Source organism: Stutzerimonas frequens (assembly GCF_024448335.1).
Taxonomy (GTDB): Bacteria; Pseudomonadota; Gammaproteobacteria; order Pseudomonadales; family Pseudomonadaceae; genus Stutzerimonas; species Stutzerimonas frequens.
The window spans coordinates 179,662-194,443 of the sequence record NZ_JAMOHM010000008.1; the positions used below are offsets into that span (position 1 = coordinate 179,662).

A 14,782-nucleotide genomic window follows, 5' to 3' on the forward strand; every position below is an offset into this window, starting at 1 on the left:
GCGGATGGTGTGGCGACGGATGGTTGTCATACCTGGCCGTATTCCTGGCCATGACGCAGCCAACGCTCGAGCAGCGGGCTGACGTGCTGCGGCCAGCGCGTCAGCAGCTCCTGCGCGGCATCACGCACCGCTGGCAACAGCTCGGCGTCGCGCATCAAATCGGCGACCTTGAACTGCAGGAGGCCGGTCTGGCGCGTGCCGAGCATCTCGCCGGGGCCGCGCAGCTCCAGGTCCTTTTCGGCGATGAGGAAGCCGTCGCAGGTCTCGCGCATGATCGCCAGGCGCTCGCGACCCAGCTGCGACAGCGGCGGATGGTACAGCAGTACGCAGTGACTTGCTGCACTGCCGCGGCCGACCCGCCCGCGCAGCTGATGCAACTGGGCCAGGCCCAGGCGCTCCGGGTTCTCGATGATCATCAGGCTGGCATTGGGCACGTCGACCCCGACCTCGATCACCGTGGTCGCGACCAGCAGTTGTAGCTCGCCACGCTTGAACTGCTCCATCACCGCGGCCTTCTCGGCCGGCTTCATGCGGCCGTGAATCAGCCCGACGCGCAGGCCCACGAGGGCAGCGGATAGATCCTCGAAGGTGGTTTCCGCGGCCTGGCAGGTGAGCTCCTCGGATTCCTCGATCAGGGTGCACACCCAGTACGCCTGGCGGCCCTCGTTGCAGGCGATGCGCACCCGCTCGATCACCTCCAGGCGCCGGCTGTCGGCGATCACCAGGGTGTTCACCGGCGTGCGCCCCGGCGGCAGCTCGTCGAGGATCGAGGTATCGAGGTCGGCGTAGGCGCTCATCGCCAGGGTGCGCGGAATAGGCGTGGCGGTCATGATCAGCTGATGCGGGCAGAGCCGGCCGTCGATGCCCTTCTGGCGCAGGGCCAGGCGCTGCTGCACGCCGAAGCGGTGCTGCTCGTCGATGATCACCAGGGCCAGGCGCTTGAAGACCACCTCGTCCTGGAACAGCGCATGGGTGCCGACCACCATCGGGCAGCCGCCGGCGATTTGCTCCAGCGCCGCGGCGCGGGCCTTGCCCTTGAGCTTGCCGGCCAGCCATGCGACTTCGATGTTAAGCGGCTCCAGCCACTTGCTGAAGTTGAGAAAGTGCTGCTCGGCGAGGATTTCCGTGGGCGCCATCAGCGCCACTTGGTAACCGGCCTCCAGCGCCTGCAGGGCGGCAAGGGCAGCCACCACGGTCTTGCCGGCGCCGACGTCGCCCTGCACCAGGCGCAGCATCGGTTCGTGCTGGGCCAGGTCATAGGCGATCTCGGCGCCGACGCGCTGCTGCGCGCCAGTGGGGCTGAAGCCGACGTTGGCGAGAAAGCGCTGCGGCAGCCTTTTCGCCGGCGGCAGTTGTGGTGCCTGCTGGGCGCGCACCCGCTCGCGCAGGCGCTGCAGCGACAGCTGATGGGTCAGCAGCTCTTCGAAGGCCAGGCGATGCTGGGCCCAGTGGCGGCCCTCGGCGAGCTCCTCCAGATCGGCGTCCGGTGGCGGCCGGTGCAGGTAGCGAAGGGCCTGATCCAGCGGGCCGAGCCGGTACTCGCGGGCCAGCTCGGCCGGCAGCCAGTCCGGCAGACTGTGCGGGCCGAGTCGGCTCAGCGCCTGCTCGCTGAGGTTACGCAGGCGCTGTTGGGTCAGGCCCTCGGTGGTCGGGTAGATCGGCGTCAGGGTCTGTTCCACCGGCGCCGGCTCGCCGGTCAGCGCGCGGTATTCGGGATGGTAGATCTCCAGTCCCGAGGCCCCGGGACGGGCTTCGCCGTAGCAGCGCAGCTGGGTGCCGCGCTTCATCGCTTCTTTTTGCGCCTGGCTGAAGTGATAGAAGCGCAGGCTCAGCGTGCCGCTGCCGTCCTGCAGGCGCACCAGCAGGCTGCGCCGACGGCCCATGACGATATCCGCGCCGGCGACGATGCCTTCGATCACCGCGTCCTGACCCGGGCGTAGCGCGCCGATGGGCACCACGCGGGTGCGGTCCTGGTAGCGCAGCGGCAGGTGGAAGAGCACGTCCTGCAGGGTTTCCAGGCCGACCCTGGCGAGCTTCTCGGCCAGTGCGGCGCCAACGCCCTTGAGTGCGGTGACCGGAACGGTCGCCAGTTCGCTCATGGCCTCAGGCTTTCGCCGACGGCGGCTTGCCTACCGAACACAGGCGGATCGAGTCGGCGAGGATCTCGATGGCCTTGGGCCGCGGGAAGCTGGCGCGCCAGGCAATCGCCACGGTGCGGAAGGGCACCGGCGGCGTCAGTGGGCGGGTTTCCAGCACGCCGGGGGAGTAGTGGTGGCTCTCGACTGCCGACAGCGGCAGGATCGACACGCCCAGGCCCGAGGCGACCATGTGGCGGATGGTTTCCAGCGAACTGGATTCGACCGTGGTGTGGCTGGCCGCCTCGCCCTTGCGGGTGGTCGGGCAGGCTTCGAGTACCTGATCGCGGAAACAATGGCCCTCGCCGAGCAGCAGCAGCGACTTGTCGTTGAGCATCTCGGCGTCGATGGTTTCCTTGGCGGTCCACGGGTGATCGGCCGGCATCAGCACGTAGAACGGCTCGTCATACAGCGGCTTGGTCAGCACGTCGGCTTCCTGGAACGGCAAGGCGATGATGATCGCGTCCAGCTCGCCGGTGCGCAGCTTGTCGCGCAGGACGTGGGTGAAATTCTCTTCGATATACAGCGGCATGTCCGGCGCCACGCGGTGCAGCTGCGGGATCAGGTGCGGGAACATGTAGGGGCCGACAGTGTAGATCGCACCGACCTTGAGCGGTGCGGCCAGCTGGTTCTTGCCGACCTGGGCCAGCTCGCGAATGCTCTGCGCCTGCTCCAGCACCTTCTGCGCCTGGGTGACGATGCCTTCGCCCACGGGGGTCAGGCGCACGGCGCTCTTGGTGCGTTCGAAGATCAGTACACCCAGCTCGTCCTCGAGCTTCTTCACGCCAACCGAAAGGGTCGGCTGACTGACGTGGCAGCGCTCGGCGGCACGGCCGAAGTGCTGTTCCTGGGCGAGGGTGACGATGTAGCGCAGTTCGGTCAGAGTCATAGTCAGCATCCATCAGAGTGCCAGCAAGCATAGCCTTTGCGCTGCCCATAACCAACCGGTGGCACGCATACGAAAGCCGGTACACTTCAGTGCATACGGCCCGCGTACGGGTACTCACTGAGGGAGCAGAAGATGGGCAAGCGCCTGAGCGTACTGATCGCAGGCTGCGGCGACGTCGGCAGTCGTCTCGGTCTGCAACTGAGCCGTGCCGGCTGGACGGTATACGGCCTGCGGCGCAACGCCGCCGAGCTGCCGGTGCCGATCCTGCCGGTCAGCGGGGACCTTTCCGAAGCGAGCTGTCCGCGCTGCTGGCCCAACGGCACGCTGGATTATCTGGTCTATGCTGCATCCGCCACCGAGCATGATGAGGCCGGCTATCGCCAGGCCTATGTAGAGGGGCTGCGCAACGTGCTTCGCTGGCTGCGACAGCATGAACAGCAGCCGCGCCGTCTGCTGTTCGTTTCCAGCACCGGCGTCTATGCCCAGCGCGACGGCGAATGGATCGACGAGGATTCGCCCACCGAGCCGACCGGCTTCACCGGGCAGGTAATGCTCGAGGCCGAGCAACTGGCCCTCGGCTGCGGCCTGCCGGCCACCTGCGTGCGCATGGGCGGGCTGTACGACCCGAGTCGCCCCTGGTTGCAGAACCAGGTGCGTGCCGGCCTGCGGGTCGAGCGCGATCCGCCGCAGTACAGCAACCGCATTCACCGCGACGATGCCGCCGCGCTGCTGGCCTTCCTGCTGCAGGCGGACGCCAGCGGCACCGCGTTGCAGCCCTGCTACCTGGGTGTCGACGATGACCCGGCGCCGCTGCACGAGGTGGTCGACTGGCTGCGCGAGCGGCTGGGTGTCACCCACTGGGCCGAGCAGAGCATGACCCGACGCGCCGGCAGCAAGCGCTGCAGCAACGCCCGCGCCCGCGCGCTGGGCTGGAAACCGAGGTTCGCCAGTTACCGCGACGGCTATGCCTCGCTCGGGCGCAATCGGCACTAGTCAGCCGCCGTTGCGCTCGTGTTCTGGCGGTGCGGCGGGCATGCATCCCGTCGGTAACCGGGCACTCTCGTGCGGCGCTGCTTACTAAAACCTTGACAGCACGCCGCACCGACAGAGGAGCAACAGCGAGGCAGAAGGAGAATCACCGAGACGGCGTTTCCGAAACCCGACAGGAGATTGTCCATGAGAGCCCTTCGCTGGCACGGCAAGCACGACATCCGCTGCGACAACCACGTCCCCGATCCCTCCATCGAGGACCCGCGCGACGCCATCATCAAGGTCAGTTCCTGCGCCATCTGCGGCTCCGACCTGCACCTGTACGACGGCTTCATGCCCGGCATGCAGCACGGCGACATCATGGGCCACGAGTTCATGGGCGAGGTGATGGAGGTCGGCTCGGCGAACAAGAAGCTCAAGGTCGGCGACCGCGTGGTGGTGCCCTTCACCATCGTCTGCGGCGAATGCGACCAGTGCCGGCGCGGCAATTTCTCGGTCTGCGAGCGTACCAATCGCAACAAGGACATCGCCGACAAGGTGTTCGGCCATACCACGGCCGGTCTCTACGGCTACACCCACCTCACCGGCGGCTATGCCGGCGGCCAGGCCGAGTATGTGCGCGTGCCCTACGCCGATGTCGGCCCGGTGGTGATCCCCAATGGCCTGACCGACGAGCAGGTGCTGTTTCTCGGCGACATCCTGCCCACCGGCTGGCAGGCCGCGGCGCAGTGCGATATCCAGCCCACCGACACGGTGGCGATATGGGGCGCCGGCCCGGTCGGCCAGTTCGCCATCCGCAGCGCGATCATGATGGGCGCCGAGCAGGTCATCTGCATCGACAACGTGCCCGAGCGGCTGTCCATGGCCCGTGCCGGCGGTGCCATCACCATCAACTTCGACGAGGAAAGCGTGCTCGAGCGGCTCAAGGAGCTGACCCGCGGCAAGGGTCCGGAGAAGTGCATCGACTCGGTGGGCATGGAGGCGCACGCGGCGCGTTCGATCGATTCGATGTACGACCGAGCCAAGCAGGCGCTGATGCTCGAGAGCGACCGGCCGCACGTGCTGCGCGAAATGATCTACGTCTGCCGCCCGGCCGGGATCATCTCGATTCCCGGCGTCTACGGCGGGCTGATCGACAAGATTCCGTTCGGTGCCGCGATGAACAAGGGCCTGACCTTCCGCATGGGCCAGACCCACGTCAACCGCTGGACCGACGACCTGCTCAACCGCATCCAGGAGGGGCAGATCGATCCGAGCTTCGTCATCACCCACAGCGTCAGCCTCGAGCAGGGCCCGGAGATGTACAAGACCTTCCGCGACAAGCATGACGGCTGCATCAAGGTGGTCCTCAAGCCATGAACCGGTCGCCGATCCCTACGGTAGGGATCGGCCGAGCCACTTATCGAGCGAGGAGTCTTTCATGAGCATTCCACGTCAAGTCACCCGGCCCAACCATTCGGCGCGCTCGCTGGCGCGGGGACTGGGCTGGTTCAGTATCGGTCTGGGCGTCGTCCAGCTGGTGGCGCCGCGGCAGGTGGCGCGCTGCATTGGCATGTCAGGCAATGAAACGGTGATTCGTGCCTGCGGGCTGCGCGAGATCGCAACCGGGGTCGGCATCCTGCTGACCGATGATCCCAAGCCCTGGATCTATGGCCGCATCGGCGGTGACGCGCTGGATCTGGCCGGTCTCGGCTGGAGTGTCGAACACGGCAACGAGCCGGCCAACGCGGCCATCGCCGCCGGGGCGGTGGCCGGCATCACCGCACTGGACCTGAGCTGCGCCAAGGGTCTGGATGCCGAACGGGTGCCAGCGGTCGAGTGGGACTACAGCGATCGCAGCGGTTTCCCCACAGGCACGCAGCAGGCTCGCGGCAGCGTCGAGGCGCAGTTTGCCGCGGCGCGCGCCGAGCCCAACGGCTACTCGCCCTCGCTGCACTGAGTCCCTCGCGTCGAACCGGGGCGCCGTACGGTCTCGGTTCGACGAAGTTTTTGTTAAGGTGGCCGGCCGTTCCGGTCGTCCGCCCGCTGGGCTCAGCGACGCTTCCGTTTGCAGATGAGAGCCCATGTCCTCGGTCATCAATGTTGTCCTGCCCGTCTTCGCGCTGATCCTGCTCGGCTACCTGTGTCGTCGCAGCGGGCGCATGGGGCCGACCGGCGCTTCGGAACTCAACCGTTTCGTGGTCTGGCTGGGCCTGCCGGCGCTGCTGTTCAGCGTGGTCGCCACCTCTACCTGGGAGCAGCTCTGGCAGCCGGGCTTTATCGCTGCCTTCGCCATCGGCTGCCTCGGCGTGTTCGCCTTCACCCTTGCGTATCGCCTGCTGCAGAAGCAGCCGCTGGTCGATGCCAGCCTGGATGCGTTGGGTGCGTCGTATGCCAATACCGGCTATGTCGGGATTCCGCTGTGCATGCTGGTGCTCGGCGACGAGGCACTGCAGCCGGCGATGGTCGCCTCGATCATCGTTGTTTGCGTGCTGTTCGCCATCGCCCTGGCCTGTGTCGAGACCGGGCTGCACGCGGGTCAGGGCCTGCTGCGCACGCTGGGCAAGGTGAGCGGGGCGCTGGTGCGCAACCCCCTGGTGATCGCGCCCATGCTCGGCGCGCTATGGGCTGCCGGCGGTGTACAGCTGCCGGTGCCGCTGGCCACCCTGCTCAAGTTGTTGGGCGCAGCGGCGGCGCCCTGCGCGCTGGTCTCGCTGGGCCTGTTCCTCGCCCAGCCGCAACCGGCCGGTCGGGTGCAGGGCGTCTGGCCGCTGGTGGGGTTGAAGCTGGTGGTACAGCCGCTGATCACCTGGTACCTGGCGTTTCAGGTGTTCGAACTGCCGACCCTGTGGGCCTATTCGGCGCTGCTGCTGAGTGCGCTACCGACCGGCACCGGGCCGTACATGCTTGCCGAGTTCTATGGCCGCGAGGGCTCGCGGGTATCGCGGGTGGTGCTGTACTCGACGCTCGGCTCGCTGCTGACCCTGTCGCTGATCCTGCTGCTGTTGCCGGTCTGAACTGCGCAGGTTCATCTGGCGCGTGGATAAGCCTGCGGCCTTATCCACCCTACGCACCCCTTTCCCTACGGTCAGCTCGCTGGTAGCGTCACTTCCAGCACCACGGCGGCGATGCGGTCGCATTTGACGTAGGCGCCACCGAGTAGCTCTTCGCCGAACACGTCCGGGTCCAGCTCGCGATAGGTCCAGCTGAAGGCGCCGCCCTGCAGGCGTCGGCGCACCTCCGCGAGGAACGGGTCCTGGTTGTCCAGCATCGCCACGCCGGTATACAGCAGCAGCGTTCCACCCGGCGCCAGGCGCTGCAGCGCGGCATCGAGGATCGCCAGCGACAGCCCCGCGCCCAGCGGTCCACCGCCGTGGCGATAGGCGCGCTGGTCGGCGTCGACCAGATAGGGCGGGTTGGCCAGGATCAGATCGAACTCGCCGTCCACCGCACTCAGCAGGTCGCTGTGCAGGGCGCGCAGATTGTCGGCACCGGCCAGTGCCGCGTTGATACGGGTCAGGCGCAGCGCCTCGGGGTTGATGTCCACCGCCAGTACCTCGGCCTGCGGCCGCGCCAGCGCGGTGAGAATCGCCCCGGCGCCGGAGCCGCAGCCGATGTCCACCGCGCGGCGGATCATCCCGGTGTGCTGGTTCAGATGGCAGCGGATGGCGTTGGCGAAACGGTAGGTATCCGGGCCGAAGAACACCGCGTCGCTGGCGCTGGTGGGAAATGCCGAGTGCAGGAACAGCTGGCCGTCGAGGCTCGACAGCCGCACCTTCGAGCGCCAGCGCGAACCGCAGGCTTCTAGCGCCTGCGCCTGATCCATCAGGCTGAACAGCGGGCCCGGCAGCAGTTCGTGCTGGAAGGGCCGGCTCCAGCCGAACACCCCGTGCAGGTCGTCGGCCAGCGCATTCTCCGGGCGCTGGTTGACCCGTTCGTGGGTCAGCGGGGTGGGCGTGATGAAGTGATAGCCGCGATCGCGCAGGGCCTGGCCTAGATGCAGCAATGCGCGGTCCTGCGCAGTGTCCATGGTCATGGTGCTTTCCTTGATCGATCTCGTCAGTTGAACAGTTCGTTGAACAGCCGCGTGGCCAGCAGGCCGGCGGCGCTGTGGTGGCGCTGCGGTGCCAGCAGTGGCAGCAGCAGGCGCATGCGCGCGGCGCGGTCGGGCAGGCGGGCGACCTGCTGTTCGAGCAGCTGCAGCTCCTCGTCGAAATCGTTGCCATTGACGTGTTCGGCGGGTTGCGGCATGGCCGGCGCAGGCGCGGCGCGCCGTGCGTTGAACGCCGCCAGGCGTTGCAGCAGCGCACCGCGCGGGCTGCGCTTGCCCTCGGCCTGCCAGTCAGCGGCGATCCAGTCATGGATCATCTGCTGTTCGTAGGCGCTGAACACTCCGAACATGGGCGCCTGTTCGCCGACGATTAGTTGCCAGAAGCGACTTTCCTGCGGGTCGTGGCCGCGCTTGATCCAGCCACGCTTGTCCAGCACGGCGAGGAACTGCTCGACGTCTTCACCGAGCCACTGGTTGACCGTGCGCCCTTCGAAGCGGCAGTAGTCGGAGTGGACGAACTGACCGACCGCGGCCTTCTTATCGAAGATGCGCTGCACCTCGCGATCGAGGTCGAAGTCGCCAATCACCGAGACGGTGCTGGCGCCCAGGTCGTTGAGCCGATAGCCATCGCGCACGCGGCGATAGAACTCGGCGCTGTCGCCCACCTGCGGCCATGCATCCAGCAGGCCTTGCACAGCCTTCTTCGCGTGGCCGTTGTCGGCGTTGTCGACGGTGACGTGCAGGGTGAAGTAGTAGGGGTCGATGCCCAGTTCGGTCAGCTCGTAGGAGGTGATCAGCAGGTGCAGCGGCAGCTGCTCGTAACCGAGGTTGAAGCCGATGATTTCCGGCAGGAACTGCTCGGCGTGCTCGGCCAGCGCCAGCTGAATGGCGCCCTGGACGAAGTGCTCGTCGTCCAGCTCCTGCCAGTCGTCGCAGCCCTGGCTGGCCAGCAGCTTGCGGTAGAGCACCACGTGGTTCTTTTCCGGCTGCCCTTCGCCGAGCTCCTCCAGGTAGGTCTGGATCAGCGCGGTGAAACGGGCATCGTCCCAGCGCTGCAGCAGGCCGTAGAGCCAGGCGCCGTCGACCAGCTTGGTCGGCGCCACGCCGCGCAGGAAATGCAGCGCATGGGCCTTGCTCGGAAAGTAGCGGCGGGGGCCGCCGGCGCGACGCTGCTCGAGATAAGCCTGGTACTGAAGGCCGACCGCTTCGGTGCGCTGCAGCACCCAGGCGTCCAGACCGGCGGGGTCCGCCGGCAGGTCACAGGGCAGGGCGGTGGCCGCTTCGAGCTGCGTGCGCAGGTAATCGGCGGCGTTCTCCCGCGCGTGCTGGTCGACCTCGCGGACGAGGGCGAAGTACAGCGCCCGTGACGGCTGTTCCGGCTCCGGGTTGATGGCAGGGGTGCTCGGCAGGCTGCGGGACGTCAGTTGCATGATTCTGTTCTATGGCAGTTCCAGTTGAGTTTTGGCTGCCGGGCTGCTGGTTTAGTTCAGCTGCCCCGCCGAGTGGCCATTGGTCCAGAAAGCCGGGCTAACGCTGCAACTTCCGAGCGCGCGGCTCTTTCTACACTTAACAGGCACCCCGGATCAGCCGGGGTTTCGACAGCGAACGAGGAGTGCGTATGAGCGAGAACGAACCGGGCCGCGAGAGCATCGAGTCCATCGACCAGAGCGGTGATGCCCACGAACAGAACCCCGAAACCACCTCGACCCAGGGTGAGATTGCTGGCGGCGATGAGAGCGACGTCCCGGGCGGCGCCTACAACGTGCCGCCGGGACTGGCCGAGGAGGTGAGCGACGAGGAGGCGCTGCACGATTCGTCGAATACCGACCCGGAGCGAGGGCGCGGGTGATACGGGTCACGTTTTGCGGGGTGTCCGGCGCGCGGCCGATGGCGGCGACTTAACTCCGACGGACGTTGGGTCGCCTGCTGGCTCTATCACTGCCATCAGCCGAGCAACGGACATGCGCCAACACAGTCGCTTCAGCTTTCGCCACATCAGCAGCATCCAGGTCAGCAACCGCCTGAACGGTGAACCCATGGGCTATGTCGCCGATCTCTCGCTCGGCGGCCTGCGCCTGGTTGCCAGCCAGCCGCTGGCGGTCGGCGGCTGCTACGAGATGGTGCTGCACGTGCCGGAGCACGGCGAGCGGGTACGGCAGATCGAGGTGGTAGTGATCTGCCAATGGTCGCGCAAGGACTCGCGGCGCGACAGTTTCGAAATGGGCTTCGCCCTCGACCGGCCGTCGCCCGAGTTCACCGCCATGGTGGCGCAGCAGGCGCCGCGCCGACGCAAGCTCTACTGAAGGTGTCAGCCCAGCGTGCCGAGGATGTTCACCCCGACCCGGTCGGGTATCTCGTTCTGCGACAACACATGCAGCCCCGGGCTGAACACCCGTGCATAGCGCGCCAGTAGCGGGCGCAGCTGCGGCATCACGGTGAGGATCGGCGGATGGCCGTCCTTGCGCAGCTTTTCCTTCACCACCGGCATGCTGTTCTGCAGCTGATTGAGCAGGCTCGGCTCCACCGGGATGTTGTCCAGACTGACCGGCCCGGCCTGCTGGGCGATGGCCAGAGCGTTGAGCAGGGTGTTCTCCAAAGCGTTCTCCAGCACGAACACGCCCAGCTCGCGGCGGTCGCCAGCGACCATCGAAACGATGCTGCGGCGCAGTGCGAAGCGCACGTCGGCGGCCAGCAGCACCGGGTCCTTGGTGGTCTCGCTGCATTCGAGCAGGGTACTGGCGATGGTCTCGATGTCGCGCAGCGGCACCTCCTCCTGCAGCAGCTGACGGTACACGCGCATCTGCTGGGTGTAGCTCAGCGCGCCCTTCAGGCTTTCGGCCAGCTTCGGTGCCTGCAGCGTCAGGCGTTGCATCAGGTGTTCGACGTCGTCGTGCTTGAACAGGTCCGGCAGGTGCTCGCGGATCACCTTGTTCAGGTGGGTGGCGATGACGCTGGCGCAATCGATCACCTGATAGCCGAGGTTCAGCGCGCGGGACTTGTCCGTCGGCTGAATCCACACCACCTGCATGCGATAGGCCGGGTCGGTGCCGAGGATGCCGTCGATCTCGCCGTACAGCTCCGGCGACGGGATCGCCATCAGGCGGTCGGCGTGCAGTTCGGCGCCGTCGATCTTCTCGCCGTTGATGTAGATGTCGTACTGCGACGCCTTCAGACGCAGGCTGTCGCGGATCTGCACTTCCGGCAGGAGGAAGCCCAGGTGCTCGGACAGCGTCTGGCGCACGCCGCGTACCCGCGCGGTCAGGGGTGCGCCGGAGGCTTCGTTGACCAGCCCGACCAGCTTGTAGCCGAGCGATACCGACAGCCGCTCGACCAGCGGAATGTCCTCCCAGGCCAGCGACTGGGCCTTTTCCTTGTCCATCGCCTGGCCGAGCTGCTGGATTTCCTTGAGATCGGCACCCTCGGCCGGTGGCTGCTGCAGCGAGACGCGCCAGGCGATGAAGCCGATCAGCGCGGCGAAGCCGATGAACGCCAGATGCGGCATGCCCGGCACCAGGCCGAGCACGAAGAGGATGCCGGCCACGGTGTACAGCGAGGCCGGGTTGGCCAGCAGCTGGCGCTGCACCTGGCTGGTGATGTCGCTGGATTCGTTGATGCGGGTAACGATGATCGCCGCTGCAGTCGACAGGAGCAGCGCCGGAATCTGCGCCACCAGGCCGTCACCGATGGTGAGCAGGGCGTACTGCTTGAAGGCATCGCCGGCGCCCAGGTCATGGACGAACACGCCGATGGCGAAACCGCCGAAGAGGTTGATCAGCAGGATCAGGATGCCGGCGATGGCATCGCCGCGGACGAACTTCGAGGCACCGTCCATGGCCCCGTAGAAGTCGGCTTCCTTGGCCACTTCCTGGCGCCGCGCCTTGGCTTCTTCCTGGGTGACGAGGCCGGCGTTGAGGTCGGCATCGATGGCCATCTGCTTGCCCGGCAGGGCGTCCAGGGTGAAGCGCGCGGTCACCTCGGAGATGCGCTCGCCGCCCTTGGTGATGACGATGAAGTTGATGATCATCAGGATCACGAACACCACCAGGCCGACGATGAAGTTGCCGCCGATCACCACCTCGCCGAAGGCCTCGATCACCTTGCCCGCCGCGCCGGTGCCGGTATGGCCCTCGAGCAGCACCACCCGCGTCGAAGCGACGTTAAGCGTCAGGCGCATCAGCGTGGTGATCAGGATCACCGTGGGGAACAGCGAGAAATCCAGCGGGCTCTTCGACGACACGCTGACCAGCAGCACCAGCACCGCCATGGCGATGTTGAAGGTGAACAGGATGTCCAGCAGCTGCGGTGGCAGCGGCAGGATGATCATCGCCAGGATCGACAGGATGATCAGCGGAATGCCGATCCGACCGCTGCGGAAGGTGGGCGTGAGTTTCTGCATCAGGTTCATGAGCGTGCTCGGTTGAACAGTTCTTCGGGGATGTGGATGTTGCTGGCCAGCGCCGGCTTGCCTTGCCGACGGCCCTGTTTCCAGGCCTTGAGCTGGAGGATGTAGGTCAGCACGTGGGCCACCGCGGTATACAGCGGCGCCGGAATCTGCTGGTTGACCTGGGTGCTGTAGTAGATCGCCCGCGCCAGCGGCGGCAGCTCGACCACTTCGCGCGCGTTGGCCTGGGCCATCTTGCGGATGTACAGCGCCATCTCGTCGACGCCGCGGGCGATGACGAAGGGCGTCTCGGCCTTCTTCGGGTCGTACTTGAGCGCCACGGCATAGTGGGTCGGGTTGACGATCACCACGTCGGCATCCTTGATCACCTTGGCGATCTGCCGCTGCGCCAGCGCACGTTGCAGCTGCTTGATGCGCGCCTTCACCTCGGGGCGGCCTTCCTGGTTCTTGTGCTCTTCCTTGCGCTCCTGCTTGGTCATGCGCATTTTCTTGAGGAAGAAGAAGCGCTGCAGTGGGATGTCGATGAAGGAAAACAGCACGAACACCAGCAGCAGCGAGAGCGCCAGGTCGAAGGTCAGCGAGAAGGCGCCGCCGATGGCGCTGAAGATGTCGGTGCGCTGCAGCGCGATCAGGCGTGGTGCGGCGTAATACAGCTGCCAGGCGGCGATGCCGAGCAGCGCGGAGATCTTCAGCAGCGACTTGGCCAGCTCGCTCCAGTTCTGCGCACCGACCATCCGCCCCAGCCCGGTGATTGGGTTGAGCTTGCTGAACTTGGGCGCGAAGTTCTTCGAGGCGAACACCCAGCCGCCTGGCACCAGGGCAAAGGCGATCACCAGGATCGGCGTCAGCAGCAGCGGCAGCAGCACGCTGATGAACACCAGCAGGTTGTGGGTGAGGATCAGCTGCAGGTCATCGACGCCGATCTCGCTCTGCCGGAAGTCGATGTAGGAGTAGCTGAAGCTCTGCTGCATGCCGTCGAGAAAGAACCCGGCGCTGAGCTTGAGCACCAGCAGCGTGGCGAGCAGCGAAACGGTGGTGGCGACGTCCTTGGAGCGGGTGACCTGGCCATCCTGGCGACTCTTCTTGAGTTTCTGCTCGGAGGCCTCCTCGGTCTTTTCCTGGCTGCTGTTCTGCTCAGACATGGCCGCCGCTCCGGAGCAGGACGCCGATCTTGTCCAGCAGGTCGCGGGTCAGGTGCAGGTAGGCCTCGGCCAGGTTCGGCAGGGTCAGGTAGATCAGCGACAGGCCGGCGAGGATCGCCATGGGAAAGCCCAGCGAGAACAGGTTCATCGCCGGCGAGATGCGGTTGAGCAGGCCGAAGCAGAACTGCACCAGGGTCATGCAGAAGACGATCGGCAGGGCGATCAGCAGAGCTGCCGAAAGCACCCAGGCCATCGACCAGGCGATGGTCTGCAGACCGTCATAGAACAGCCCGCTGCCGATCGGCCAGTAGACGAAGCTCTGGTAGATGATGCTCACCGTGACCAGATGCCCGTCGATGGCGAAGAACAGCAGTGCCAGCAGGATGAAATACAGCTGGTAGATGATCGACGCCGAGGAGACACCGTTCATGGGGTCATTGAACACCGCCATGGACAGGCCGAGCTGGGTCGAGACGATATCGCCGATCAGGGTGAACACGGTGAACACCAGGAGCAGCGCCAGACCCAGCAGCAGCCCCATGGCGATCTGCTCGATGGCCGCGAGGATGCCGGCCAGCGACAGCGGATCGAGGGTGGGGGGCGTCGGCAAGGCGGCACCCAGCACCAGGGTCAGCGCCAGCGCCAGGAGGATGCGCACACGCACGCTGATCGCCTTGTGACTGAACATCGGCGCCAGGCTGAACACGGCCATGATCCGGCAGAACGGCCACCAGTAGGCGAGCAGCGATTGCAGGTATTGGCCGGCTTGCATGAGGGGATCGTTGGGCATGATTCAGCCGACCAGGCGACCCGCCTGCTGGAAGGTTTCGATGAACAGATCGCTCAGCGTGCGCAGGATCCAGTGCCCGGCGAACACCAGCATGCCGAGGGTGATCAACAGGCGCGGGAGGAAGCTCAGCATCTGTTCGTTGATCTGGGTGGCGGCCTGGAAAATGCTGATCAAGAGGCCGCCGAGCAGGCTCGGGACGATCAGCACGCAGACCACCAGGACGATCACGTGGATGGCGTTGGAGACGATATGGACGGCGGTGTCGGGGGTTAGCATTGGGGCACCATCATGCGGGGCGTTTTGTAAGAGCCGTTTTGGCTCGGCCGCAGATATGGGGGCGTGACGCTTTCCTCGGCGCCACCTACAGGTTGCGCCTTGCGCGTTCTCGCCTGACCAAGGGTCGT

Annotated in this window: 14 protein-coding genes; 6 read left to right on the forward strand and 8 right to left on the reverse strand. The window is 66.3% G+C overall.

From position 1 onward, the window contains the following. Positions 1 to 26: 26 nt before the first annotated feature. Together recG and NAO55_RS13260 are read right to left on the reverse strand one after the other, a co-directional pair. Positions 27 to 2,099 (reverse strand): ATP-dependent DNA helicase RecG, encoded by a 2,073-nt coding sequence (gene recG, locus NAO55_RS13255; RefSeq protein WP_102839241.1) that lies wholly within the window; start codon positions 2,097 to 2,099, stop codon positions 27 to 29. Between the two features lie 4 nt (positions 2,100 to 2,103). Further along, a complete protein-coding gene (locus tag NAO55_RS13260; protein WP_063540976.1) occupies positions 2,104 to 3,024 on the reverse strand; it encodes a hydrogen peroxide-inducible genes activator in 921 nt (306 codons plus the stop codon). Between the two features lie 132 nt (positions 3,025 to 3,156). Between NAO55_RS13260 and NAO55_RS13265 the strand changes: the two genes are divergently transcribed. From NAO55_RS13265 to NAO55_RS13280, 4 genes are all read left to right on the forward strand, one after another. Next, positions 3,157 to 4,017, forward strand: a complete 861-nt coding sequence (locus NAO55_RS13265; RefSeq protein WP_102839242.1) for an NAD-dependent epimerase/dehydratase family protein — start codon at positions 3,157 to 3,159, stop codon at positions 4,015 to 4,017. A gap of 183 nt (positions 4,018 to 4,200) precedes the next feature. Beyond that, the gene (locus tag NAO55_RS13270; RefSeq protein ID WP_011911384.1) at positions 4,201 to 5,373 is read left to right on the forward strand and encodes a zinc-dependent alcohol dehydrogenase; all 1,173 of its coding nucleotides are present in this window, start codon (positions 4,201 to 4,203) and stop codon (positions 5,371 to 5,373) included. 61 nt (positions 5,374 to 5,434) lie between these two features. Next, positions 5,435 to 5,953 carry a transcriptional regulator gene (locus NAO55_RS13275; RefSeq protein ID WP_102839243.1) on the forward strand — a complete coding sequence of 173 codons (519 nt, stop codon included), beginning with the start codon at positions 5,435 to 5,437 and terminating at the stop codon, positions 5,951 to 5,953. 124 nt (positions 5,954 to 6,077) lie between these two features. Then, on the forward strand, positions 6,078 to 7,010 hold the full coding sequence (locus NAO55_RS13280) for an AEC family transporter (protein ID WP_011911386.1): 933 nt from the start codon (positions 6,078 to 6,080) through the stop codon (positions 7,008 to 7,010). A gap of 71 nt (positions 7,011 to 7,081) precedes the next feature. Here NAO55_RS13280 and NAO55_RS13285 read toward each other — a convergent pair whose 3' ends face one another. Further along, a complete protein-coding gene (locus NAO55_RS13285; RefSeq protein WP_102839244.1) occupies positions 7,082 to 8,029 on the reverse strand; it encodes a methyltransferase in 948 nt (315 codons plus the stop codon). Positions 8,030 to 8,052: 23 nt separating this feature from the next. After that, the gene (locus NAO55_RS13290; protein WP_102839245.1) at positions 8,053 to 9,474 is read right to left on the reverse strand and encodes an iron-containing redox enzyme family protein; all 1,422 of its coding nucleotides are present in this window, start codon (positions 9,472 to 9,474) and stop codon (positions 8,053 to 8,055) included. Positions 9,475 to 9,662: 188 nt separating this feature from the next. Here NAO55_RS13290 and NAO55_RS13295 point away from each other — a divergent pair, with 188 nt between their 5' ends. Both NAO55_RS13295 and NAO55_RS13300 read left to right on the forward strand, forming a co-directional pair. Beyond that, positions 9,663 to 9,893, forward strand: a complete 231-nt coding sequence (locus NAO55_RS13295; protein ID WP_102839246.1) for a hypothetical protein — start codon at positions 9,663 to 9,665, stop codon at positions 9,891 to 9,893. 112 nt (positions 9,894 to 10,005) lie between these two features. Further along, positions 10,006 to 10,347, forward strand: coding sequence for a PilZ domain-containing protein (locus NAO55_RS13300; protein ID WP_102839247.1), 342 nt, complete (start codon positions 10,006 to 10,008; stop codon positions 10,345 to 10,347). 5 nt (positions 10,348 to 10,352) lie between these two features. Here NAO55_RS13300 and flhA read toward each other — a convergent pair whose 3' ends face one another. From flhA to NAO55_RS13320, 4 genes are read right to left on the reverse strand one after another with little or no spacing between them, the layout of a single operon-like run. After that, positions 10,353 to 12,449, reverse strand: a complete 2,097-nt coding sequence (gene flhA, locus NAO55_RS13305; protein WP_102839248.1) for a flagellar biosynthesis protein FlhA — start codon at positions 12,447 to 12,449, stop codon at positions 10,353 to 10,355. Beyond that, the gene (gene flhB, locus NAO55_RS13310; protein WP_102839249.1) at positions 12,446 to 13,588 is read right to left on the reverse strand and encodes a flagellar type III secretion system protein FlhB; all 1,143 of its coding nucleotides are present in this window, start codon (positions 13,586 to 13,588) and stop codon (positions 12,446 to 12,448) included. The genes flhA and flhB overlap by 4 nt, the downstream gene beginning before the upstream one ends. After that, the gene (fliR, locus tag NAO55_RS13315; RefSeq protein ID WP_102839250.1) at positions 13,581 to 14,360 is read right to left on the reverse strand and encodes a flagellar biosynthetic protein FliR; all 780 of its coding nucleotides are present in this window, start codon (positions 14,358 to 14,360) and stop codon (positions 13,581 to 13,583) included. The genes flhB and fliR overlap by 8 nt, the downstream gene beginning before the upstream one ends. Positions 14,361 to 14,381: 21 nt before the next feature. After that, complete coding sequence (locus tag NAO55_RS13320) at positions 14,382 to 14,654, reverse strand: flagellar biosynthetic protein FliQ (RefSeq protein WP_014595416.1); 273 nt, start codon at positions 14,652 to 14,654, stop codon at positions 14,382 to 14,384. Between the last annotated feature and the right edge of the window lie 128 nt (positions 14,655 to 14,782).

Excerpts from the sequence above, each read along its gene's own strand:
- recG (WP_102839241.1), bottom strand. The coding sequence starts at position 2,099 with ATGAGCGAACTGGCGACCGTTCCGGTCACCGCACTCAAGGGCGTTGGC.
- NAO55_RS13260 (WP_063540976.1), bottom strand. The coding sequence starts at position 3,024 with ATGACTCTGACCGAACTGCGCTACATCGTCACCCTCGCCCAGGAACAG.
- NAO55_RS13265 (WP_102839242.1), top strand. The coding sequence starts at position 3,157 with ATGGGCAAGCGCCTGAGCGTACTGATCGCAGGCTGCGGCGACGTCGGC.
- NAO55_RS13270 (WP_011911384.1), top strand. The coding sequence starts at position 4,201 with ATGAGAGCCCTTCGCTGGCACGGCAAGCACGACATCCGCTGCGACAAC.
- NAO55_RS13275 (WP_102839243.1), top strand. The coding sequence starts at position 5,435 with ATGAGCATTCCACGTCAAGTCACCCGGCCCAACCATTCGGCGCGCTCG.
- NAO55_RS13280 (WP_011911386.1), top strand. The coding sequence starts at position 6,078 with ATGTCCTCGGTCATCAATGTTGTCCTGCCCGTCTTCGCGCTGATCCTG.
- NAO55_RS13285 (WP_102839244.1), bottom strand. The coding sequence starts at position 8,029 with ATGACCATGGACACTGCGCAGGACCGCGCATTGCTGCATCTAGGCCAG.
- NAO55_RS13290 (WP_102839245.1), bottom strand. The coding sequence starts at position 9,474 with ATGCAACTGACGTCCCGCAGCCTGCCGAGCACCCCTGCCATCAACCCG.
- NAO55_RS13295 (WP_102839246.1), top strand. The coding sequence starts at position 9,663 with ATGAGCGAGAACGAACCGGGCCGCGAGAGCATCGAGTCCATCGACCAG.
- NAO55_RS13300 (WP_102839247.1), top strand. The coding sequence starts at position 10,006 with ATGCGCCAACACAGTCGCTTCAGCTTTCGCCACATCAGCAGCATCCAG.
- flhA (WP_102839248.1), bottom strand. The coding sequence starts at position 12,449 with ATGAACCTGATGCAGAAACTCACGCCCACCTTCCGCAGCGGTCGGATC.
- flhB (WP_102839249.1), bottom strand. The coding sequence starts at position 13,588 with ATGTCTGAGCAGAACAGCAGCCAGGAAAAGACCGAGGAGGCCTCCGAG.
- fliR (WP_102839250.1), bottom strand. The coding sequence starts at position 14,360 with ATGCAAGCCGGCCAATACCTGCAATCGCTGCTCGCCTACTGGTGGCCG.
- NAO55_RS13320 (WP_014595416.1), bottom strand. The coding sequence starts at position 14,654 with ATGCTAACCCCCGACACCGCCGTCCATATCGTCTCCAACGCCATCCAC.